This window comes from Sorangium sp. So ce381 (assembly GCF_051473845.1).
In the GTDB taxonomy this organism is placed as follows: Bacteria; Myxococcota_A; Polyangia; order Polyangiales; family Polyangiaceae; genus Sorangium; species Sorangium atrum.
Map to the genome: position 1 here is coordinate 7,556,251 of NZ_CP150336.1, position 23,909 is coordinate 7,580,159.

12 protein-coding genes are annotated in these 23,909 nt (G+C 71.0%); 5 read left to right on the forward strand and 7 right to left on the reverse strand.

Annotation, left to right across the window (positions count from 1 at the left end; all coding sequences use genetic code 11):
* Window positions 1–123: 123 nt before the first annotated feature.
* Window positions 124–1,947, reverse strand: coding sequence for a sigma 54-interacting transcriptional regulator (locus WMF29_RS28065; RefSeq protein WP_437323210.1), 1,824 nt, complete (start codon window positions 1,945–1,947; stop codon window positions 124–126).
* Between the two features lie 214 nt (window positions 1,948–2,161).
* Window positions 2,162–3,220 carry a hypothetical protein gene (locus tag WMF29_RS28070; protein WP_437323211.1) on the reverse strand — a complete coding sequence of 353 codons (1,059 nt, stop codon included), beginning with the start codon at window positions 3,218–3,220 and terminating at the stop codon, window positions 2,162–2,164.
* Between the two features lie 944 nt (window positions 3,221–4,164).
* Here WMF29_RS28070 and WMF29_RS28075 point away from each other — a divergent pair.
* Together WMF29_RS28075 and WMF29_RS28080 are read left to right on the forward strand one after the other, a co-directional pair.
* On the forward strand, window positions 4,165–5,064 hold the full coding sequence (locus WMF29_RS28075; RefSeq protein WP_437323212.1) for a hypothetical protein: 900 nt from the start codon (window positions 4,165–4,167) through the stop codon (window positions 5,062–5,064).
* Window positions 5,065–5,213: 149 nt separating this feature from the next.
* On the forward strand, window positions 5,214–8,024 hold the full coding sequence (locus WMF29_RS28080; RefSeq protein ID WP_437323213.1) for a protein kinase domain-containing protein: 2,811 nt from the start codon (window positions 5,214–5,216) through the stop codon (window positions 8,022–8,024).
* A 38-nt stretch (window positions 8,025–8,062) separates the two neighbouring features.
* On the opposite strand, the gene WMF29_RS28085 is transcribed toward WMF29_RS28080, so the two are convergent.
* Both WMF29_RS28085 and WMF29_RS28090 read right to left on the reverse strand, forming a co-directional pair.
* A complete protein-coding gene (locus WMF29_RS28085; protein WP_437323214.1) occupies window positions 8,063–8,332 on the reverse strand; it encodes a hypothetical protein in 270 nt (89 codons plus the stop codon).
* Between the two features lie 376 nt (window positions 8,333–8,708).
* The gene (locus WMF29_RS28090; RefSeq protein ID WP_437323215.1) at window positions 8,709–9,257 is read right to left on the reverse strand and encodes a hypothetical protein; all 549 of its coding nucleotides are present in this window, start codon (window positions 9,255–9,257) and stop codon (window positions 8,709–8,711) included.
* Between the two features lie 732 nt (window positions 9,258–9,989).
* On the opposite strand from WMF29_RS28090, the gene WMF29_RS28095 reads away from it, so the two are divergent.
* The 3 genes from WMF29_RS28095 to WMF29_RS28105 all read left to right on the forward strand — a co-directional run bounded on the left by WMF29_RS28095 (window position 9,990) and on the right by WMF29_RS28105 (window position 16,681).
* On the forward strand, window positions 9,990–13,229 hold the full coding sequence (locus WMF29_RS28095) for a right-handed parallel beta-helix repeat-containing protein (RefSeq protein ID WP_437323216.1): 3,240 nt from the start codon (window positions 9,990–9,992) through the stop codon (window positions 13,227–13,229).
* A gap of 370 nt (window positions 13,230–13,599) precedes the next feature.
* Window positions 13,600–14,112: a hypothetical protein gene (locus tag WMF29_RS28100; protein ID WP_437323217.1), complete on the forward strand. Its 513-nt coding sequence runs from the start codon at window positions 13,600–13,602 to the stop codon at window positions 14,110–14,112.
* Between the two features lie 49 nt (window positions 14,113–14,161).
* Window positions 14,162–16,681 carry a right-handed parallel beta-helix repeat-containing protein gene (locus tag WMF29_RS28105; protein WP_437323218.1) on the forward strand — a complete coding sequence of 840 codons (2,520 nt, stop codon included), beginning with the start codon at window positions 14,162–14,164 and terminating at the stop codon, window positions 16,679–16,681.
* A gap of 81 nt (window positions 16,682–16,762) precedes the next feature.
* Here WMF29_RS28105 and WMF29_RS28110 read toward each other — a convergent pair whose 3' ends face one another.
* From WMF29_RS28110 to WMF29_RS28120, 3 genes are all read right to left on the reverse strand, one after another.
* The gene (locus WMF29_RS28110) at window positions 16,763–18,190 is read right to left on the reverse strand and encodes a right-handed parallel beta-helix repeat-containing protein (RefSeq protein ID WP_437323219.1); all 1,428 of its coding nucleotides are present in this window, start codon (window positions 18,188–18,190) and stop codon (window positions 16,763–16,765) included.
* 62 nt (window positions 18,191–18,252) lie between these two features.
* Window positions 18,253–22,593 (reverse strand): protein kinase domain-containing protein, encoded by a 4,341-nt coding sequence (locus tag WMF29_RS28115; protein ID WP_437323220.1) that lies wholly within the window; start codon window positions 22,591–22,593, stop codon window positions 18,253–18,255.
* A 301-nt stretch (window positions 22,594–22,894) separates the two neighbouring features.
* On the reverse strand, window positions 22,895–23,728 hold the full coding sequence (locus WMF29_RS28120; RefSeq protein ID WP_437323221.1) for a Uma2 family endonuclease: 834 nt from the start codon (window positions 23,726–23,728) through the stop codon (window positions 22,895–22,897).
* Window positions 23,729–23,909: the final 181 nt, after the last annotated feature.

Here is a 23,909-nt window from a genome sequence, read left to right on the forward strand (position 1 = left end):
ACCGGCCCGTGACGAACGCGAGCGCCCTCGCTCGGGTTTGACGGCGTGTCCCTGCCGGCGGCACACCTGCGATCGCGTCTTCGGAGCGGAGCGAGGGCGCCTCCGTCGGCGCGCCGCTTTCCCTCACTCGTCGCGGGAGCCCAGCCCGAACCGGTCGATGCGCCGCTTGATCATGATCCGGGTGATCCCGAGCAGCCGCGCCGCCTCGGACAGGTTGCCGCGCGCCGCCTTGAGCGCCTCCTCGATGAGCCGCCGCTCCGTCGAATCGAGCGCCGCGAACTGCTCGGCGAGGGACATGCCTTCGCGCCCCACCGGCGCCTCCCGGGGGCCCTTGCGGATCCGCGAGCTCAGGTTGTGCAGATCCACGATCGGGAGCTCGGCGTCGATGGCCGCCCGCTCCATCTCGTTGCGGAGCTCCCGGACGTTGCCCGGCCAGCTGTACGCCTTCAAGGCCGCCAGGGCGGCCGGCGTGAACTCCATCTCCCGCTTGCCCATGCTCGACGCCGCCGCCCGGAGCAGCGCCCGCGCCAGGAGCTCGATGTCGTCGCCGCGCTCGCGCAGCGGGGGCACCGACAGCTCCACCACGTTGAGCCGGTAGTAGAGGTCCTCGCGGAACCGCTTGTTGGCGATCTCCTCGGCGAGGTCCTTGTGCGTGGCCGATACGACCCGCACGCTGACGTGCACCGGCCTCTCGGCGCCCAGCGGGTGGATCTCCCCCTCCTGGAGCGCGCGGAGGACCTTCGCCTGCGCGGCGAGGCCGAGATCGCCGATCTCGTCGAGGAACAGCGTCCCGCCGTCGGCCAGCACGAACTTGCCCCGCTTCTTCGCGACGGCGCCCGTGAACGCGCCCTTCTCGTGGCCGAAGAGCTCGCTCTCGACCATCGACTCCGGCATCGCGGCGCAGTTCAGCGCCACGAACGGGCCCGCCGCGCGCGGGGACACGCTGTGGAGCGTGCGCGCGACGAGCTCCTTCCCCGTCCCGCTCTCGCCCTGGACGAGCACGTGGGCGGTGGACGCGCCGTACTTCTGGATCTCGAGCTTCAGCCGTCGCATCGGCTCGCTCGCGCCGATCAGCTCGCTGGCCGGGCCGCCTGGCCCGAGCGCCTCGGCGAGCGCTTCCATCTGCCGGTAGCGCTGCGCGCTCTCGAGCGCCGCCGCGGCCAGGTGCCCGAGCGCCAGGAGAAAATCGAGGTCCTGCGGCGTGAAGAGCGCCGGCCGCTGCCGCGCGTCGACGTAGAGGAAGCCGAGGAGGAGCGAGCCCGCCTGGAGCGGGACCGCCATCGCCGTCAGGATCCCCTCCCGCACGAGGGTCTTCGGGGCGCCGCGCTCGCCTGTGTTGTGGAAGATGACGCCCTCGCGCCGCACCGTGACCGCCTCGAGGAGCGTGCGGCTCACGGCGATGTCGTCGGCCCCCGGGCCGCCCGCGCGCGTCCGCGCGACGCGGCGGAAGCCCCGCGCGCCCGGCTCTGCGAGGCCGACCAGGGCGCGCTCGCAGCCGAGCGCGTCGAGGATGGCCTGGAGCATCCTGCCGAGCAGCTCGTCGCGGTCCGCGAGGCCGAAGGCGGCGCGGCTCAGCTCGTAGACGAGCTCGAGGCGGCGGTCGCTGTCGTGGCGCAGGGGCGCGAAGGCCGCCGTGGCCTGCTGGTGGACCATCTCCGGCTCCCCGTCCTCGCGGAACGCGAGCAGGGTGTTGCCCGCCTGGATGCGGTCGCCAGCGCTGAGGAGGTGGGTCGTGATCCTGACGGTGTTGACCAGCGTGCCGTGCGTCGACCCGAGGTCCTCGACGAGCCAGCCCTGCTCCGATCGGGTGAACCGGGCGTGGAAGCGCGAGACCTGGTGATCGTCGAGCACGACGTCGTTCTGCTCGCTCCGGCCGAGGCGAAGGCCTTCCCGGAGCGGGAGCGTGTACGACACCTGGCCGGGTTCACGGACGACGAGGTAGGACATGGGCGCGGGCGTCGGAGCCCGCGCCATTGTCGCCCACGATGACGGAGCGGCGCAACGACCCGGGGAGGGGCGCGCTCGCCCTCACCTTGGCCTGGCCGCGCCGAGCGCCCCCCCGCTGGCCGCCGTTCGGCGGCGAGGGGCCTGGCGGTGCGCGCTCGTGCCCGTCGGCGGTCGCGGAGCGGGCGCGACCGCAGCGCCGAGGAGACGATACGTCTTAGTTGTAGCAGCGCCCGGCGTTGCCCGTCCCCACGCTGTCGCAGTAGTAGCAGCCCGGCTGGCCGACATACCACGTGCGCGCGTCACAGATCTTCCTGCACGTGCCGCCATAACACTGGTATCCGGCCCCGCAGGTCTCCCCGGAGCAGGCCCCGCCCGGAGGTGTCGAGCCCGGCTGGCCGCAGCTCGCGAAGCTGCCGCCGGTGTACTGGCACGCTTCGCCCTCGGCGCAGCCCGTCTGGGTCAGGAGATCGCACGTCCCCTCGGGCGCGGGCCCCTCGAAGCCGATGTCGCTGTCCGGGAGGCCGAGGCTCAGGCAGTTGACGCCGAACGCCGAGCCGCTCACGCGGCAGAACTTGACGCACGAGCCTTGCTCCGGGTTGGCCTGATCCACCTTGAGGCACTGAGCGCCCGCGACGCACTGGTCCGAGGTGCACGGAGAGCCCACCGGCAGCGAGCCCGGGGACGCACAGAACGTGCGGCCGCTCGAGTCCGCGAGGAGACAGGTCTGCCCCGACGGGCAGTAGTTGTAATCATAGGAAGAGACCAGGTTGCACTGCCCTCGATCCTCGTTCGGGGCGACATCGAAGCTGATGCCGACCGAGCCATCACCGAGGGTGATGGCGCCCTGTCCGGTCGTGAAGGTGAACGAGAGCTCGGTCGTCACGGACGGGTTGACCTCGAACGCCTGGGGATTCGGCGAGAGCAGCGCCGCGGAGACGGGAGACTCCGTGCCGTCCGGCTCGATCCTGGCGAGCTCCCAGCCGTCCGCCAGGCGAACCGTGTAAGGCCCCTGGAACAGCGTCGCCGTCAGCGTCTCCGCGGCCGGATCGCTCTCGGAATCGAGGGTGGCAGCGTGGGCGCCGTTCGTCGAGTGGACGGCGAACACGGCGTTGTGGAGGCGGAACTCGCCTCCCGCCGACGTCACGAGCGGCAGGCTGACCACCCCGGCAGCCTGCTCGTCAGGCGAGTCCACGGGCGACGTGCAGCCGATCGTCGTGATCGCTCCGGCGGAGACAAGGAGCGCCAATCCGAGAGAAAACCACCTGAACTTCATCTGATCATCCATCCTTCTGCGTGCTCGGCGCGGGGGGCGCAGCCTGGCGTCGACGTCGATCGCGCCGGACGAGGCGGCGGGATCGCCATCGCTGTCAGCCTGCGGGAGGCGGTCGATGCCCGCGGTCGCGCTGTGCGCCGCGGCTGCTGCCGACATGCGCGTGAGCGTCGCGCGTCGGCATCCGGCCCCGGCCATCATCGCAACGGCCATGCCAGCGCGGGCGCGCCGGCGATCGCCGCTGCGTGGCCCAGGGGCGCCCTCGGCGTGCGCCGTGCGCTTGCCGGGCTTCGCGAGGGATGGCGCGCGTCGGCGCTCGCTGCCGCGCTGGGTCTTTCGCCCCCGCGCGGTGGCGCCCACCGTGCCGGGCGATGGATCGAACGATCGATTGGCTTGATCGAACGATCACCTCCGAAGGGTCGAGCCCGCGGCGCTGCAGAAGGCGCTCAGGAATGCCGGCGGCGGCAACACGCGCGGGCCGCCAAGGATGGCCGTGTCGTGGAGCGCTGGCGCAGGGGTTGCAAACGCAAACGGGGATGGGAACGTCACGGGCCGGAGGAGATGGGGCGCGCTGCCTGCCCATCATCCGGCCAATGCAATCCGCCCGGCGATCTACCTGACGAGCTCTCTCGTCATTCGCCGAGCAGGCCTGGAGGTCTTCCGATGGCAACTCTGGTGCAGCGTCCCATGCTGCTCGGCGCGCTCTCTTTCGCGCTCACGCTTTTCCTTGCGGGCCCGGTCCTCGCTCGAGGTGACCCGCACCGACGGGACAGGCGGCGCGCCCGGCGCGATCGCGAGAGCCGACGATGAGCGAACGACGATGAGCTGACGCCGAGCAGGATGGCGCGCCGGAGGACGCTGGGCGAGCCATCGAGGGTCTCTCCGACATCGGGACAGCAGGCGATCTCCTCTCTCCTGCTTCGAGAGGTATGGACATGAATCTGTATATGCAAAAGCGACCCCTGGCGGCGCTGATCGCGGTCTGGCTCGGGTTGTCGTGCTCTGGTTGCTCGCTCATGTTCAGCCGTGGACCGAGCGTCGAGCCGGAGAACGTGGACACCACGACGAACCTGAGCTGCAGTCAGAACGTCTTCTGGCCCGTCTGGGATACCATCGATGTCTTCGGCAACGGCGTGTACATGGCGATGGCCGCGAGCGGGAGCGGGGTCTACGGGGAGGACTATCCTCCCGAGGCGCGCAATGCCGCTGTCGGGATCCACGCCGCGGCGATGGCCATCTACGGTGCCTCCGCGATCTATGGTTATTACGTCACGAACAAGTGCCAGCGCGCTCACGAGCGCCAGGAGGAGCTCCGCAAGGCCGAGGAGAGCTCGAAGGAGCCGCTCGAACCGCTCCGCGTCGTCCCCACCCCACCCCCGCCGCCCGAACCGGTCGAGCTCGCCCTCGGCGCCTCCAGGGAGGAGGCCGCCGCGACTTGCCGGCGAGCCGGACACGAATGGAGTGAGGGCGAGGGTATCCTCCGTTGCAGCGGCGCACCGTTCGCAGGGCTCCCGGCGGGCGCATCCTCGGAGCTCGAGTTCGCAGAGGACCGGCTCATCGCGATCGAGGTCACCGTCCGTCCACCCGAGGACGCGCAGGGCTGGGCCGGCGCGCTCCGCGAGGCCGAGGTCGCGCTGGTCCGGCGCTACGGCAAGCCGCAGCAGCGCAGCTTCGCGGTCCCCGACGAGTGCAAGGCCGCGGAGGTGTTCCTCGCCTGCGTGGCCGACGGCAGGGTGACCGGCAGCGCCTCGTGGTCGCTCGCCGACGGCCGAGCCGTGACGCTGGCCATCGCCACCGCGCCGCCGCCGACGACGATCCGGGTGCGCCTTACCGCGGCCCCGGAGTGACTTGGACCAGAAGGGGTCCGGAAGAGCGAGTGTATCGCACCCGTCGCCCTGTCCCCCCTCGTCCCACGCGTCGGCCGCTCCCTCCCCGTCATCCGAAGGACGATCGCCACCGGCTCTACAGAGTTTTCGTATAAGCTGTGTCGTTGATCATGACGCGACACAAGTCGTCCGACATCCCGACGGCGCCCGACGCACCGCGGGTCCTCGACGCGTCGACTTCCCCCCACGCGCCCCCCGTCCTGCGCGCCTGCATCGGCGCCGACCTCGGCCCTGGGCACGTCATCGGCGGCCGGTACGAGATCCTCTCTCGGCTCGGCGTGGGCGGCATGGGCTCCGTGTGGCGCGCCCTCGATCGCGCACTGGAAGAGGAGGTCGCCGTCAAGGTCCTCCTCGCCGACCGGTCGAGCGCGCCGATCATGGTGGCGCGCTTCCACCGTGAGCTGAAGCTCGCGCGCAAGATCTCCCATCCCAATGTCTGCCGCGTCTTCGATCTGGGCGAGGCCGACGGGCTGCGCTTCCTGACCATGGAGCTCGTCGAGGGCCAGACGCTGCGGGCCGTCCTCCTGGAACGCCCCCTCGATCCGAGGCGGGCGCTCTCGCTCCTCCACGAGGTGGCGAGCGGGCTCGCCGCGGTGCACGAGCAGGGGATCATCCACCGCGATCTCAAGCCGGAGAACGTGCTGGTGCGGCGCGACGGGCGGGCGATCGTCGCGGATTTCGGCCTCGCGCGGGGCGCGCTCGCCCTGGCGTCGACCGTCGACAGCATCGCCGGCACGCCCGCGTACATGGCTCCGGAGCAGCTGCGCGGCGAGCCCCTCAGCCCGGCCAGCGACATCTTCTCGCTCGGCATCCTCGGCTTCGAGCTGCTCACGGGTCGCTCCCCCTTCGGCAGCGGCGCGCCCCTCGTGATCGCGAGCGCCATCCTGCAAGATCCACCGCAGCGCCTCGAGGTGCCGGCGCTGCCGGCGGGCGCCGTCCACGCGCTGGATGCGTTGCTCGCGCGCGCCATGGCCAAGCGCCCGGAAGAGCGCTTCCCCTCGGCCGCCAGCTTCGAGGCCGCGCTCGCGGCGGTCGTCGCCGATCTGGACAGGGCGAACGACAAGACCACGGCGACGGGCGAGGCGATCCCGAGCCGCGGCCCGTCGATGCCTGCCGGCGTGATCGCCCCGACGCTGCCGGACGGCCGGGCGTCGCTGTCGACCACGCTGGACGCGACGACGCCGGGTGTCCCGTTGCCGCCGGCGGCGGGCGCGACGCCCCCCGGCGGCCACACGTCGCTGCCGCCCCGCAGGCGGCGGTGGAGCGCGGCCCTCGCGGCGGCGTCGGCGATCGGGCTCGCGGCCGTGGCCTTTCGCGGTGCCGGCGGCGGGCAGGCGGCCTCCCTCGAGGTCGCCCCGCCCGAGGAGCAGGCGCAGGGCGCGCGCTCGGCACCTCCCGAGGACCCGCGCCCCTCCATCGTGGTGATGCCCTTCGACAACCTGACCGACGACCCAACGTGGGACGGGCTCGGCCAGGGAGCGGCGGAGGCGATCCTCGGCGGCCTCCGCACCATGCCGCAGGTGCGCGCGCTCGACTCGGCTCGGCGCGGCGATCCCGCGGCCGAGGCGGTGCGGCGCGGCGCGACCTGGGTCCTCACGGGCACCCTCCAGCGCGTGGGGGCGGGCCTCCGCCTCTCGGCGCAGCTCCGAGCGACCGACGGCCCGACCGCGGGCGAGCCGATCGAGATCGACGGCGATCCGGGCGGGCTGCCGGGGCTGCTCGAGGCGCTGCGGGACCGCGCCATCGACGAGGTCCGCCTCCTCTGGAGGGACCATCACCGCCTGGATCGCGCGGCCCGCGGGACGAGCGACGCCACGGCCAGGGCGAGGCTGCTCCAGTACTACAAGCTGATCGGCCCCGCGCCGCGCCCTCAGCATCACGCGGAGGGCAAGCGCCTGCTCGACGAGGCGCTCGCCGCCGATCCCGGCTACGTGCCGGCGCTCGCGGAGCGGGCGTATCTCCAGTCGTTGCACGCCTACGCGCAGGACGAGCCCTCGCTGTACGCGTCGGCGCTCGGCGACCTGGATCGCGCCCTCTCGCGCGCGCCGGACGACGCGCAGGCGCTGGTCATGCGCTGCCGCGTCCTCCAGGTGAAGCGCCAGGCCCAGGACCACGCGACGGACGCCGACAACAAGGCCGCGCTCGACGCCTGCGAGGCCGCGCGCCACGCCGATCCCGGGTCGGCGGACGTGCTCCTCGTGTTCGCGCGGCTCTACGACGACACGTGCCAGAGCGACCTTGTCGATCAGGTCGCCGAGCAGGCGATCGAGCTGGATCGCAGCCTGTCGGGCAGGGTCCTGCGACATCGCATCATGCTCGCCATGCAAGAGGACAGGTGGGAGGTCGCAGATCGGGTGTCGCTCCGACTCCTCGCCTTCGAGGAGGAGCAGCGGGCGCTCGGAGCGCGCGGCATCACGCGGCGGATGGGCGTCTTGCCCGAGCCGGGCGCCCACCTGCTCCGCGCCGCGGTCCTGCTGCGCCAGGATCGGCTGGACGAGGCGCGGCGGGAGCTCTCGGAGGAGCTCGCCGCCGACACCGGGGCGAAGGCCGACAGGCCGTTCGAGGCCACCTCGATCCGGGGGCTGCTGCGCATCGCGCGTCAGAAGGGGGAGCCGGGCAACGCCCCGATGGAGCAGCGCCTCGCCGTGCTGGAGCGGCAGTTCCAGGAGGGCGCGGCGAAGAACCCGTACGTGGCCACCGCGGTGGCCGGCGCGTACCTGTGGACGGATCCCGACGCCGCCGTGGCCTGGCTCGGGAAGGTGGGCGCCCCGGGCTCGTTCACGGAAGCGTTTCACCGCGCGCTCGCCTACCGGATGGCTGGCAAGCACGCCGCGGCGCGCGCGTCGCTGGAGACGCGCGCGCCGTCGGAGCAGTGGGAGCGAACCTGCGCGACGTGGCTGCGATCGCAGCTGTCCCTCTGAGCGCGGCGGCGCGCGTACCGGTCTCCTCGCCCTCCGCTTCAGATGCGACCGCAGAACGGCTGGCACAGCGCCTGAGGCGTGATCGAGGGCGCCTTCACGCTCGGGGCGTCCTCCTCGCCTGGGGGCGCCTCCTCGTCCGCGCCCTCCTCATCACAGGCGCCCTCGCCGTGCTCGCTGCCGACTCCATCGCCGAGCCCACAGGGGCTGTCCTCGCTCGACGCGACACACGCGGTCGTGGACAGCATCGAGAGGAGGCCAGCGAGGAAGAGCGAAGACAGACCAAGAGACTTCAGGATGTGACGAGCCATGATCGCACCTCTCCATCGAGCAGCCGGAGGGCTGCTGTTGCAGGGATTTCCACGGGCGATCCGCTCGCTGACCGGATTGCCGATCATGAGATCATGAGTGGCAATCAGGACCCACGCTGGCCGTCGGCGATTGTCCTCGAGGAGGGGCTCCTCGTGAGCGCTCGCCGGAACCCTCGTGAGAGCGGCGTCGTCCGTTCGCGAGGGGGATATCGCACGTGCCGTACCAGGGATCGTCGCGGGCCCTGGTCGCGGAGCGTCCGAGGTGCGTGAGATGGGGAAAGCGGCGAGATCCTCGGGGAAATGAGGATCTCTCAGCGGGCTGCGGGCGGGCGAGAGGCGCCTCTACCAGCGACTCTCAGACGGCAGAAGAGCGCTGTTACACAACCCTTGCGCAAACTGAGCTGACGACTTGCACAAAGTGAGAAACAGCGCTGCGCACGCTACGGGGAGGCGCGCTCCTCGTCATGGGCGAGGGGAAGACGGGTCGCGGAGCGTGGCGTGACGAGACACCGAGGGAAGTCTCCGTCGCCGTGATAGCCCTCGATGCAGCGGAACGTGGCTCACGACTTCCGGCGGAGCTCAGCGCGCTGTTGCGCTCGACCAACTCCGGGGGAGCCCGAACCGCACGCTCGGCCTCGTCCGGGGTCGGCAGCAGATCGTGGCCTTCGCGATCGCGCGCCAGCCGGAGCATCGGGCCGACCGACGGGTCGTCCACCACGGTCCACCAGAGCCCCAGCGCCTCGCACGCGCGGAGCTCCGGGTCGGCGGACGTCCGCTCCACGAGATCGCCGTCGTGCGCGTCCCAGACGCGGATTGGCCGCTCCCGATCGTCGGGATGGAAGCGCACGACCTCGCGGATGCCCGAGGCACGGTAGCGCGCCAGCTTCTGGTCCCAGTCCGGCTCGCCCTCGTCCGACTCGCTCACGATCTCGACCGCGAGGTCGGGCGCCCCGTGCAGCCACGTCTTCCAGGTGCGGCTTCCCCTCGGGAAGCGTCGCGGAGCCGTAGACGACGCGGAGGTAGGCCATTTTGTCACCGCTGGCGACAGCGGATTGGAGATCTCTGGTCTTGAGCTCCACGGCGCCGCGGGAGACCGCCACCTGCCTCGGTGGTGGCGTGGAGGGGGGCGTCGCGTGGGCTGCCGGCGTGATCGTTTGATCAAGCGGATCGATCCGTTGGATTCAGCCGTCCTTCCGGCCCGCGCAGCGCCAGCTGGATCCGGGGCCGCGACGGCGCGCCGCTCTCGGGATGGAATGGAGGCGCATGGCGTCGTGGATGCCCGAGGCACGGCAGCGCGCGATCCAGGCTGCCGCCAGCGGGCGATCGAGCTCGGCGGCCTCACCTTGATGGGGTTCCGATCGCCTCCTGACGATGGTATCAACCGATCCACGGCCGTCCCAGGGCCGCGGCCTGCACCGCGGGGCTCCAGCACGGGTACGCACCCTGGCATCAAACTTGATGCCTCTCTGGCGGCACCCGCTCGTCGACGAGACCTGCCGGTCGGCGCCAGACGTCACGCCCTCAGAGAACGAGCCGTCTCGGTCCCCCATCCCCGGGCGCGGTGCTCGCTTCTGGACGTACTCGTGGGGTCATGAAAGGCACTATGCATCCTCTCTCTGCCTCGGCACGAGCTCTTCTATGTTCCCCGAGCTCGCTCGTGCTCCTTGCGCTCGCCCTGGTGGTGGCGGGCTGCGGCGCCGACGACGGCGCGCCCGACTCGTCGACCACAACCTCCGGCCCGACCAACTGCGCTCCCGGCGAGATGCCGCTCGACGACGGCCGCTGCCAGCCGGCCGGGCTGCCGCTAGACATGCCGTGCCCTCCGGGGGAGATGCCCCTCGACGACGGCCGCTGCCAGCCGGCTGGGGTGCCGCCGGACATGCCGTGTCCTCCCGGCGAGATGCTGCTCGACGGCGGCGGCTGCCAGCCGGCCGGGCTGCCGCCGGACATGCCGTGCGCGCCAGGCGAGATGCCGCTCCCGGGCGGCAGCTGCCAGAAGGCCGGCGTGCCGCCGGTGGCCTGCGGCCAGGGGTTCGAGCCGGATGGGCGCCGCGGGTGCGAACCCATCCTGCCCGAAGGCATGTGCGCGCCCGGGCAGATGGCGATCCCGGGCGACACCGAGTGCCACGAGGTGGCGCCGTGCGGCGACGGCGAGTACGGGTCGATCCCGGTGGAGGCGACGACGCAGTTCGTCAACGGGGCCTACACCGGAGCGGACAGCGACGGCACGCGGGCAAAGCCCTGGAAGCGCATCCAGCAGGGCATCGACAACGCGCGCGCGGGCGCGATCGTGGCCGTCGCGGCGGGGAGCTACGCGGAGGATGTCCGTATCCGATCGAGACGGGTACGGCTCTGGGGGAGGTGCCCGGCCCTGGTCGAGGTGGTCGGCACCGGCGAAGAGATCGCGGCGCTCGCGGTCGTCGACGGAGCCGCGAGCGGCTCCGAAGTCCGGGCGCTCTCGATCACAGGACCGGAGCTCGGCTTCTTCACGACCGGCGCCAGCGATGTGCTCGTCGAGCGGGTCTGGATCCACGACACCGGATTCCGGGCGTTCCACGTGGAGGACACGCTGGGTCCGACGAGCGTCGCGCTGAACGCGTCGCTGATCGAGGCCGCGACAGACGTTGCCGTGGGTCTCGTGGGCGCGGAGACGACGATCGAGGCGACCGTCGTGCGCGATACGCAGGCAGGAAACGGCGGGTCGAACGGGCTCGGGATCGTGACCCAGCGCAGCGAGGAGGGGCGCGCGACGCTCAGGATCCACCGCTCGCTCGTGGAGCGGAACCGCGCGGTCGGGATGCTCATCCAGGGCTCGGACGTGACCATCGAGGCGACCGTCGTGCAGGGCACCCAGCCACAAGGCGACGGGAGGTTCGGTCGCGGCCTCTCGATTGAATACGACCCCGACACGCGGGAGCGGGCGAGCGTGACGGTCCGCGCCTCGGTCCTCTCGCAGAACCATGAGCTCGGGATGCTCGTGACCGCCTCGGACGCGACGGTCGAGTCGACCGTCGTGCAGGGCAGCCGGCCTCAGAGCGATGGGACGCGTGGAGCTGGGATCGAGATTGAACACGACGGGATGGGAAGCCGCGCGACGCTGGCGCTCCGCTCCTCCCTCCTGGAGAGCAATCATGGGGTCGGATTGGGTATCTTGGGCTCTGATGCGACGGTCGAGGCGGTCGTCGTTCGCGACACGCAGCCGGGCATGGATGGAACGGGCGGGCGCGGCATCGAGGTCAGCGGGGACAAGAACGAGCACGGGATGCTCGCGCTGCACGCATCGCTCCTGGAGCACAATCATGACGCCGGTGTGCTGATCACCGGCGCGTCGGCGGACATCGAGGCGACGGTCGTGCGCGGCACGCAACCCGTGAAGCAGACGGGCGGGGCTGGCATCATGGTCCAAGGTGATCCCGACACCGACGGACGGCCGCAGCTGTCGCTCCGAGCTTCGCTCCTGGAAGAGAACCATTACACGGGCGTGCACGTCCTCGGCTCGGACGCGACGATCGATGCGACCATCGTGCGCGACACGCAGCAGCTCGCCGGCGGGTCCGAGGTAGCTGGCATCGTCATTCAGCAGTTCCCCACCACGCAAGAGCGGGCGAAGGCGACGCTCCGCTCGGTGCTCATCTCACGGAACGACGGCGCAGGCGTGCTCGTGGCCGGCTCCGACGCGACGATCGAGGGGACCGTCATGCGCGACACACAGCCGCTCCCCGATGGGACAGGTGGATATGGCGTCGCGATCCAGAACCAGCACGGGAGCTCGGAGGTGACGCTCCGCACCTCTCTCCTGGAGCAGAACCGCCATGCCGGCGTGATGGTCGCCGGCTCGCTCGCGACGCTCGAGTCCACGGTCGTGCGCGGCACGCAACCCAACCGCGAAGAGAAGGATGGATTCGGGGTCACGGCTCAAGGTGACCCCGAAGACGGGCGCTCGGAGGTGACGCTCCGCACGTCGCTCCTGGAACAAAATCATACCGGGATGCAGGTGCTCGGGTCGGACGCCACCATCGAGGCGACCGCAGTGCGCGACACGCAGGCACTCAGCGATGGAACGGGCGGGTTTGGTGTCGTGATCGGGTACTTCCCCGCCACGGAGGAGCCGGCGAACGTGGCGCTCCGTGGCTCGCTCGTGGAGCGAAACCACGGCATCGGCGTGCTCGTCCAGAGCTCGGACACGACGGTCGAGGCGACCGTCGTGCGCGACACGCTGCCGGGCGGCGACGGGGCGTCGGGAGCTGCCATCGAGGTTCACGATCAGATGAACTCGCCCGACGGGGCCAACTTGACAGTGCGCGCTTCGCTCCTCGAACGAAACCATGACACCGGCGTGCTCGTCCTCGGCTCGAACGCGACCATCGAGGCGACCGTGGTGCGCGACACGCAGCCGCTCGGCGACGGGCGGCGAGGGCACGGGATCCACATCCAGGACGACGCCGATACGCACGAACGGGCGACGACGATGCTCCGCAGCGTGCTCGTGGAGCAAAATCATAGCTTCGGCGTAATCATCTTCGGCTCGGACGCGACGATCGAGGCGAGCGCCGTGCGCGCTACCCAGGCAGGCATCGAAGGGACGAGAGGCGATGGGATCGCCGTGCGCTCCTCCGACTTTCCAGCCACGGCCACCATCACCTCGACCGCCGTGGAGTCGAACGCCCGCGCCGGCATCTCGAACTTCAGCGCGGCCGTCGTCCTCGTCTCGAGCACTGTCCAGTGCAACCGGATCGACCTCAACGGCGAGGACCTGGTGGAGGGGCAGCCCTCCACGTTCGATGGCAGCAAGGAGAACCTCTGCGGCTGCGGAGATGAGGCAAATCCCACCTGCGCCGTGCTGGGCGAGAATTTGAGCCCGCCTGAGCCCATATCCCCCGTCCGTCCGACACCGTGACGCGACCGCGCTCCGCGGCGGTGGGGAGGCGCGCACACCATCCAAGCGGAAGCGCGTATTCTACGGCCAATATCACAGGAAGAAAATCATGCTCGCACTCCCATCGTCGACGCTCGGTTTTCCGGCGCGAAGCCGACAGGCGGCCTCCTTCGGCGCGCAGCCGGCGAGGCCTCCGACCACCCCGAGGCACACAAACACCCCCGCATACCAGGCGTTTCGTTGCATGACGCCAGCTCCTCTCTCCTGTCTTGCGTGATGGCCGGCCATCGGCCGACAACCATCTTGGCCAGGCGACTGCTGTGGATCGCTGCGCCAGGCTCGTCTGACACGGCTCGATCGGCATCGAGCGCGTCAGCTACCCGAGCCGCTCATGCAGAGGGCTCGGTGCGCGCGCTGCGGGGCGCTGGCAACCATCACCTCGGCGATTGCAGAGCCGAATACACGCGCCGGCATCTTGAACTTCAGCGCAGCCGCCACGCTCGACTCGGGCACCGACCAGCGCAATCGCATCGATGATCAACGACAGTGCGAGGAGAAGCGCCAGCCTTTCAGCTTCGGCTGCACCAAGGGGCAACCACGCGGCCGGCAGCGGCAGCCGCCGCTCCGCCCGCAGCTCGAGCGTGTGATGCCACTGGTAGCGCTTGCGCAGGCACTCGTGCAGCTCGGCCACGTCGAGGGCCTGGCTGAAGACCTCCACCATCCCGGGCTCGAGCGCCATCGAGCGCAACAGCCCCGGCTCGATCTCGGGGTGGGCGACAAGCAGGGCCGGATCGGGACGTGCCAGACGTCGATCCGCTGCGCATCGCCGGCCGGGACCTCCACCTCGGTCTCGGCGGCGCCGACGAGACCGAAGAAGTCACGGAGGATGTTCTTGCCGAGCTGATCGAAGCGGAAGTGCATGCTTCGCATGCGGATACCACAGAAAGGCATTCATGCTCGCATTCCCATTTTCGACGCGATTTTTCCATCGTTCCTGGCGCGCGTTCGTGCTGCTCGCCCTCTTCTTCGCAATGGCGGGCTGCGGGGCGGATGACACCCCGCCCGGCGCCGGCCCGCCGGACGCCGGGCCAGCCGCGTGCCCTCCCGGGACGATGCCGGTCGACGGCGGCTGTCAAGAGGCGGGGTTGCCTCCAGGGGTCACCGCAGGTCTGCCGCCGGACATGCCGTGCTCTCCTGGGGAGGCGCCGATCGAGGGCGGCGGCTGCCAGCCGGCGGGCGTGCCGCCCGATGCGTGCGGTGAGGGGTTCGAGCCGGATGGGCGAGGCGGATGTAACGCCATCCTCCCCGAAGGCACCTGCCCGCGGGGGCAGATGGCGATCCCCGGTGAAACCCGATGCCATGAGGTCGCGCCGTGCGGCGACGGCGATTACGGAACGATCCCGGTCGAGGCGACCACGCAGTTCGTGAACGGGGCCTATGCTGGCAGCGACAGCGACGGGAGCCGGGCAAAGCCCTGGAAGCACATCCAGGACGGCGTCCGCCGCGCCGAGCCGGGGGCGATCGTGGCCGTGGCGGCGGGGCGCTACGCGGAGGACGTGCTGATTCAAGGGAAGCCGATTCGGTTGTGGGGGAGGTGCCCGACCCTGGTCGAGGTGGTGGGCACTGGAGCAGCAATCGCCACACTCCAGATCCTCCGAAGGAGCGCGAACGAATCCCAGGTTCACGGCCTCGCGATCACGGGGCCGCGAATCGGCCTCCTCACCTCCGGATCCAGCGAAGTGTTCGTCGAACATGTATGGATCCATGACTCGGGCAACAGGGGAATTGGTGTGGAGAACTCGCTCGGTCCGACGAGCATCACGTTGAGCGCTTCGCTGGTCGCCTCAGCGGAGGAAATAGGCGTGTATGTGGGAGGCGCGGACGCGACGATCGAGTCTATCGTCGTGCGTGGCACGCGGTCTCGCATCGACGGCACGTCGGGACGTGGCATCGCTGTCGAAGATGATCCCTCGACGAAGCAGCGGGCGAGGGTGGCAATCCACACATCATTGGTGGAGCAGAACCATGAAATTGGCGTGTTCATCGGAGGCTCGGACGCGACGATCGATGCGACCGTCGTGCGCGACACTCAGCCAAACAGCAACGGGGAAAACGGAGCTGGAATCGTGGTCCGAGATAACCCCATCACGCACGAGCGGGGAAAGACCAAAATCCACACCTCCCTCCTCGAGCAAAATCATGATGTCGGCGTTTTAAACCTCGGCTCGGACACGACGATCGAGGCGACCGTCGTGCGCAACACGCAACCAAGCACGGACGGCTATTTCGGCAACGGTGTCCAGATCGACGAGCACGCGAAGCTCACGCTCCTGACTTCGCTCCTGGAGCAGAACCATCATGCAGGGGTGCTCGTCATAGGCTCGGACGCGGCGATCGAGTCGACCGTCGTCCGCTATACCCAGCCAAGCGGCATAGGGGAGGGCGGACATGGCATCACAGTTTACTCAAACCCGATCACGCAGGAGCGCGCGAACGTGACGCTCCACACCTCACTCGTGGAAGAGAACCGTGAGCTCGGCGTGTTCGTCGGAGGCTCGGACGCGACGATCGAGTCTACCGTCGTGCGCCACACCCAGCCAATCAATGATGGAACATTCGGACGCGGCATCGAGATTCAAGATGACACCTCCACGAACGAGCGGTCTAACGTTACCATACGCACGTCGCTGCTAGAACGGAACCATGACGCCGGCGTGTTCATCTCCGGTTCGGACGCGACGTTCGAAGCGACCGTCGTGCGCGACACCCAGCCACTTGGTGATGGGTCATCCGGGCTCGGCATTGAGATTCGACTTGACCCCGATACGAATGAACGGGCGAACGTGACGCTCCGCAGCTCGATCGTTGAGCAGAACCATGACGTCGGCGTGTTGGTCTCCGGCTCGGACGCCACCATCGAAACGACCGTCATCCGCGCCATTCAGCGGGGTACTGGCGGGACAGGGGGGCGGGGAATATCTATTCAACATGTGCCCGGCACGCAGGAGCGGGCGAACGTGACGCTCCGCAGCTCGATCGTTGAGCAGAACCATGACGTCGGCGTGTTCGTGGGCGGCTCGGATGCGACGATCGAAGGGACCGTCGTTCGCAACACCGAGTCCAATGTTGATGGAACCTTTGGAGATGGAATCGCTGTGCTCTCCTCCGGCACGCCGACCACGGCCACCATCATCTCGACACGCATCGAATCCAATGCCCGCGCTGGCATCTCGACCTTCAGCGCCGCCGTCGTCCTCGTCTCGAGCGCCGTCCGGTGCAACATATTCAATCTCAGCGTAGCGAAGTTGAATGATCTGCCTTTCACCTTCGACGGCAGCAAGGCAAACCTCTGCGGGTGCGAGGGCCCAGCGCTCACGTGTGCGGTCTGCGAGGACCTGGCGTCCCATTGCCCGCACTGGAGCGCGGGCCTGAGCCCGCCTGAACCCATCTCCCCTGCCGAGCCGCTCGAGTGAACCACCGGCGCGCCGCGGCGAGCGAGGACGCCCGCACCGCAGCGGCTCGCCCTCGCCGCCCACGCCTCCGGCCCCGCTCGGTCAGCGCTCGAGGTGCAACGGCGCCACCGGCATGTCCGGTACCGAGAACTCCTGCTCCGCAACGACACGCAGGGCCGGCGTGCTGCCCATCACGTCAGGCTTCACCTCGCCGCTCCTGGCATTCTGCTGCACGATCCCCCGCTCCTCATCGCCGCCGCTCAGCGTCACCTCGCTGAGCGCCCCGCTGGCCTCGCCGTCGATGACGACGCTGGCGCGGGCGCTCTCGCGCAAGGCCAGCGCGGTGACCGTCGCGCTCGACCGCTCGGCCCAGACGAGCCCATCTCCGATGTCGTCGGCGCCTATCTCCGCGGTGGGCAGGGACTTGAGCCCCGTCCTCGACACGCCGGATCTGCAGATGATGATGCCACGCGACTCGCCGCGCAGCCCGATCCCGACTCCCTGGTTCTCGTCGAGCTGCGCGTTCTCCAGCGTGAACGACTCCTCCACGTTCTGGATCGAGAGCCCGATCACGTTGCGATGGATCTCGACTTCTTCGTCGGCTCCCATGCCTCCGATCTTCCCCTTCGACGCCTCGACCAGCACGCCGTAGGAGATGCTGTCGTGGACGCGCAGGCCCCTCGCTTCCATATCCGAGCAGCTCGCGACGGTGAGGCCGCCCCCGCCGTCCCCATAGTTCCATACATCGCCCGGCAGCGTCGCGAGGATGTCGACCCCCTGGAAGGTCGCCTTGGCGCCGAACAGGGCCACTCCCGCGTTGTGGCTGCCACGCACGATGGATCTCTTCACGTCGACAACGGGCTGCTCGGATGGAGCGGCGCACTCGCTGCTGCTCGCGATCCACAGCCCCGGCCCGCCGGATCCATCGATGACCACCCCATCGAGGCTCACCTCGAGCGGATCGACCGCGTAGAGTCCGTGGACCGCAGCACGCTCGATCGTCGAGGTGATCAGGGCCACGGAGGACCCGGCGTCGACGAGCACACCGTCCTCGGCGCTTCCCACCGCGCCGCCTGCGACACGGACCGACTTGATCTTCGCCCTCGTGGCGCCTTTCACATGGATGGCCGACGTGGTCACCCCGCGGAGGACCGCGCCCTCGCCGGCGCCGAGGGTCACCTTCCCGACCGCGACGTCGCCCGCCCCTCTCCCGAGCAGGCTCACCCCCCCGGGGAGCTCCACCGCGCCGTACGTGCCCGACGCGAGCGCGATGCACTCTCCTGGAGCAGCTGCCGCGGCCGCCGTCTGGAGCTCTGCGTCGCTCGCGACCGGGAAGAAACTCCTGCAGCCGATGCCCGCGATGCAGACGTCCCCTTCGCACACCCCCCCCCGGGGCACGCCTGCGCACGTGCCGCGGATCTCGTTCTCCGGCGCGCAGCCAGGGGGCGCCTCCGAGCCCCCGCAGGCAGCGAGCCCGCCGACCGCACCGAGACACACAAGCACCCGCGCATACCACGCATTGCTCTGCATGATGCCAGTTCCTCTCTCTTGCCCGCCGTGATTGCCCGGCAAGCGGCCGACAACCACCCTGCCTAATCGACCCCTGCGAACCCCTGCGCCAGGATCGCCGCACACTCCTCCGCCTTGCGCTGGAGGTCTCCTTCATTGAAGTGCACCTTCAGCGATACCCGCAGCGCCTCCACCGCCTCCGCCGCTCGGGCGCGCACGGCGCTGTTCGGTGGAGCGTCGCTGGCCGCCCGCGCGCACACCCGCGCGAGCGTGAGCGCCGCCTCGCCCAGGTAAACCCGCCCTGTCTCCTCTGCGATCGCGAGCGCCTTGCGCCCCGCGGTCATGGCCTCCTCGAGCTGCCCGGCGGCGAGCGAGACCGCCGCCAGGTTCCGGTACATCTCAGCAAGGTCCGAGCCAGCGCGCGCCTGCTCGCCCAGGTGGACGCTCCGACGGGCGTGCTCCAGCGCCGCGGGGAACTCCTTCAGGAGGATCTCCACCTCGGCGAGGTTGCTGTACGCGACGGCGATCTGGTGCAGATCCCCGGCGCGCTCCTTGAGCCGCAGCGCCCTGAGAAAGATCGCCCGCGCCCCGCTCCAGTCGCCGACCGAGTACCGCATCGCCCCCACGCCGTTCAGCGCGATCCCCGCGAGGTACGGGTTCGCGCTCTCCGAGATCATCCGCGCCGCCTGCCGGTAGCTCCGCTCGGCGCCCACCAGCTTGCCGCGGCCGAACAGGGCCGCCGCCACGCCGAACAAGAGCTGCGTGACGTTTTCCTGCCAGCGCTCGTCGTGCCGCTCGATCCCGCGGCACACCCTGAGCCCCTCCCTCGCGGCCGCCCAGCTCGCGTCGGGCCGGCGCTCGCGCCGGTGCAGGAACGCCAGGAGCGCGTACATCGCCGGCGTCTCCTCCACGGCCCCGGCCTCGTTGGCGCGCGCGATCGCGCGCTCGACCAGCGGCCGCGCCTCCCTCGTCGCCCCGCGCACCTTGTGCACCAGCGCGAGCCGGTGATCCACACGCGCCTCGAAGCGCAGCGCGTCCGCCGCCTCTCCTGGATCCCCCGCAGCGCCCTCGCCCAGCGCAGCGCCGCCGATCCGCGCCCGCGCCTCCTCGTACGCGCGCTCCGCCTCGTCCAGCCGCCCGAGCCGCCGCAGCACATCGCCGAGGTCGAGCCGCAGCCGCACGCTCTCCCGCCAGGGGATCCCCCTCCCCTCCCCCTCTTCCCGGGTCTCCTCGCCCCCGGCGCCCTCATCCGCCCCGCCGCCTCCCGCGCCGCCCTCCTCCAGCACCTCGTCGTGCAGGTCGCGCGCCCTCTCCAGCTGCCGCAGCGCCTCCGCGTTCTCCCCCAGCGACGCCGCGTGCGCCGCCGCCCGCGCGTACGCCGCCGCGGCCCTCCTCGCGTCCCCGCCGCGGTCGTAGTGCAGCGCGAGCAGCGCGTTCCCCGCGCTGCCCGACGCGCGCTCCTCGAGCCACCGCGCGATCACGAGGTGCAGCGGCCGCCGCACCTTCACGCTCAGCATCTCGTACGCCACCTCGTACATCGCCGACTCCGCGAAGACGTACTCCCGCTCTCCCGGGAACATCGCCGGCTCGCGCGGCCGGATGAGCTGCCGGTGGCGCAGCCGCGCGAGCAGCTCGGCGGGCGCCGCATCCGGCGCGCTGCCCGGGGCGCCCCCCAGCTCCGGCCGCTGCAGCCGCTCGAGCGCCCCTTCCCAGAAGGTCCGCCCTACCACGGCCGCCTGCGCCAGCATGCTGCGCGGCTCCACCTCGAGCCGATCGAGGCGCGCCTGGACGATCCCCTGCACGGTCGTCGGGAGCGCCAGCGCGAGCTCGCCGAGCTGCTCCTCCCGGATGACCCACGGCCCCTCGCCGCGCGGCTCGATCACGCCCGCGTCCACCAGCAGGTGGAGCGTCTCCGCGAGCGTCAGCGGGTGCCCCTCGGCCCGGTCGGCGAGCGTGCGCACCACGGCCGGCGACAGCCCCGGCACCCGCCGGAGCCAGTCGCGGACCATCTCTTCCATGTGCCGGCGCGCCAGCGGCGCGAGGTCGACGCGGAGGTGCCCCCCCTTCCCCTGCCCCCAGGCGGGCAGGCGCTCGAGGAGCTCGGGCCGCGCCGCGCACACCGCCAGCACGGGCAGGTCCTCGGCACGGACGAGCAGCTCGTCGATCAGATCGAGGCTCGCGCCGTCCGCCCACTGGATGTCGTCGCAGAGGATCACGATCGGCGCCGCGTCCGCCACGAAGCGGAGCAGCCGCGCGACGGCCGCGAAGATGCGCTGCCTCGCCGGGTTGCCCGCCTCGTCGATCGCCATCGGCGCGGTCTCGTCCGCCCCGCGCGCCCCGAGGATGGCCGCCACCTGGCGCAGCGCGTCCTCGAGGTCCGCCGGCTCGAGCCCCTCCGTGAACGCGTGGCGCGGCGACGCCTCCTGCCCTCGTGCGCCCTCCCGCTCCTCCCTGCTCCTGCGCAGCGCGCCCCGCACCTTCAGCCACCGCATGCCCCGCCGGAGCTTGCTCATCACCACGCCGGGCGCGTCGGTCTCCGCGATCTCGAAGCGCCGCCGGATCATCGACGCGATGAGCCCGTAGCTCGTGCTCCTGAGCAGCGGCGAGGACTGCGCCACCATCACCACGAAGTCCTCCTCGCGGCGGAGGATCACGCTCGCGAAGAGGCCCGCGAGCACCCGGCTCCGGCCGACCCCGGGGGGCCCGACCAGGGTGACGAGGCACGCCCTGCGCTCGGAGAGCGTCGTCTCAAGCGCGTCGGTGAGGCGCTGCATCTCGGCGGCGCGCCCCACGAGCCTCGTGTCCACCCCGTGGAACTCGGAGAGCGCCATCACCGGCCGGTAGGCGACCGGGCCGCGCACCTTGTAGACGGGCAGCACCTCGCTCCGGCCCGCTACCTCGATGGGGGCGAGGGGCTCGACCTCGAACAGGTTCACGACCTGCCGGTACGTGTCCCGTCCGATCGCGATCGCCCCCTTCGGCGCGGTCTGCTGGAGGCTCCTCGCGGTGTTGACGGCCTCGCCGAGCACCGTGAACCGCGGGCGCGTCCCGCCGCCGGCGGCCTCCGCGAAGACGCGCCCGGTGGTGATCCCGATCCGCGCCGTCAAGCGCGAGCCCCGGAGCGCCCGCGGGAGCGCCACGCGCCCGATCGCGGCCTGCACGCGCAGCGCGGCGTGGACCGCGCGCTCCGCGTCGTTGTCGGTCGCGCGCGGGACGCCGAAGAGCGCCATGGCCCGATCGCCGCCGGGCAGCTCCTCGACGAGCCCGCCCATCGCCTCCACCTGCTCCTTCACGGCGGCGAAGCAGCGGTCGACGATCTCCTTCACGTCCTCCGGGGCGAGGCGCACCGACAGCGCGGTCGCCTCCGCGAGATCGACGAACATCACGGTGCAGACGCGGTTCTCGCCGGCGGCGGGCGCGGCCGGCGCCGTGCGCTGCAGATCCCAGCTCGGCGGCTCGCCCCTCGCGGAGGCCGGCGGGAAGGAGGAAGACGCCGGCGCGTCGACCGTGGACGTGAGGGCGGCCCACATCTCGCCCATGTCGCGGAACCGGAGCCTCGGGCTGGGCGCGAGCGCGCGCGAGAGGACGGCCTCCAGGGCGGGGCTCGCGCGCACCCCGCGCGCCGCGAGGCTCGGCCGGCTGCTCTCCTCGACGGCCGCCGTGTAGAGCTGGATCACGTCGTCGCCGGCGAGGCCCGGCTGCCCCGAGGCGACCTCGATGAGCACCAGCGCCATCGCGAAGACGTCGGTCCACGGCCCCGTGGCGCCGAAGCGCCCGCTGAACTGCTCGGGGGCGCCGTAGTGCGGGGTGAACGGCGGCAGCGCCGTGCCCGGCTGCGTGCGCAGGCCGCCCTGCAGGGTGGCCTCGGAGAGCACCTTGGCGATCCCGAAGTCGAGGATCTTGAGCGTGGTGCTGCTCCCGGAGCTCGCGAGGAACAGGTTGGCCGGCTTGACGTCCCGGTGGGACACCTTCTCTTCGTGGGCGATCGCGAGCGCGCCCGCGGCCGGCGCGAGGAGCCGGATCGCGTCGCCGACGCCCCGCGGCCCCTCGCCGGCGGCGCCGCGGCGCCTGAGATCGCCGGCGAGCGTCTCGCCCTCGAGCCACTCCATCACGATGTACGGCGTCCACTGGCCGTTCGGCGCGGTGGCGGCCCCGATGTCGAGCGCCTGGACGATGCTCGCGGTCCGGCGCGAGAGCCGGTGCAGGAGCCGCGCTTCGGCGCGGAACTGCGACAGGAGCCGCTGGCGCTCCGGCGCGCCGACTCCCGGCGGGATCCGGAGGCACTTGACGGCGACCGGGAGCTCGAAGCCGAGGTGCACGCCGCGGTAGACGACGCCGAAGCCGCCCTCCCCTGCGACAGACTCGATCGCGACCTTGTGGTCGAGGGTCGCTCCCACCCAGCCGAACGGATCGGTCGGTTGCATTCCAGCCGAGAGCCTAGCCTCGAACCCGCCCGAAGGGGACGAGGCCATGCGCACCGACGGAGCGCCCCGCGCGCGGGATGCCGGGACAGAGGGGCCGCGCTCGCAATCGACGGCGTCCATCCCCCAGTCCTGGCGCGCGGTCGCCTGATCGCGGTGGAAGATGCAGCAGTTGGCCGACGGCTGGTGCTTGTCATTCTTGCCCGCGGACGCGGGCGCGATGCTGCTCAGCGCGATGAGGTCGGCTCGCGCTCGACCGTTCGGGCTCCGGCGGGGAGACGGATCCCCGGGTGAGGCCAGCGCTTCACCCCGGCGCTCGTCGCCGCGTCTTCCGCTTCCCTTGGGCTTGCGCCAGCGCTGCCCGCAGCGCCTGTACCTCGGCCTGCAGCTTGTCGTTCGCCTCGCGCGCCTTGCTCTCGGCCTCGCGCGCCTTGCTCTCGGCCTCGCGCGCCTTGCTCTCGGCCTCGCGCGCCTTGCTCTCGGCCTCGCGCGCCTTGCTCTCGGCCTCGTCCGGCGTCGGCAGCAGATCGTGGCCTTCGCGGTCGCGCGCCAGCCGGAGCATCGGGCCGAGCGACCGGTCTTGCACGACGGTCCACCAGAGGCCCAGCGCCTCGCATGCGCGCAGATCGGGGTCGTCGGACGCCCGCTCGACGAGATCGCCGTCGAGCGCGTCCCAGACGCGGATGGGTCGCTCTCGATCCTCGGGATCGAAGCGCACGACCTCCGGGATGCCCGCGGCGCGGTAGCGCTCGAGTTTCTCGTCCCAGTCGGGCTCGCCCTCGTCCGACTCGCTCACGATCTCGACCCCGAGGTCGGGCGCCCCGTGCAGCCACGTCTTCCAGGTGCGGAACGTCCGGTGAGGCACTCCCAGTCGAACGAACGCGTCGGGGGCGAGGCGCTTCTTCGAGGTCCTCGGGTCCCAGTAGACGAACTGGTCGGAGCCGAGGGTCGCCGTGTGCACGAGCTCGCGCTTGAGGATGAGGTACAGCGCCGTGCGGAGCTCCATGTGGCGGTTCGTCTCGGGCACTTCTTCGCTCTCCGGGAAGTACACCGGCTCGGGCGGGCGGCTGTAGACGTGCGCCCGCACCCGTTCGCGAGGCGCAGCGGGCGCGCGGACCGTGGGCTCGATGGTTGACATGCCTGCGCCAAGGGTACCACGAGCGCCGCCGTGCGGCATCGCACGGGCGAGCCTGGGGGTGGAGCGCAAGAGGAGCAGGAGAGCGAGCAGCGCCCGCGCAGGAGGTCCTGCGGGCGTTCACGAGGAGTGCTGCGCTCGTGCGCTGTCTCGTGATCATTACGGCTTCCCGTCGGCAAGCGTG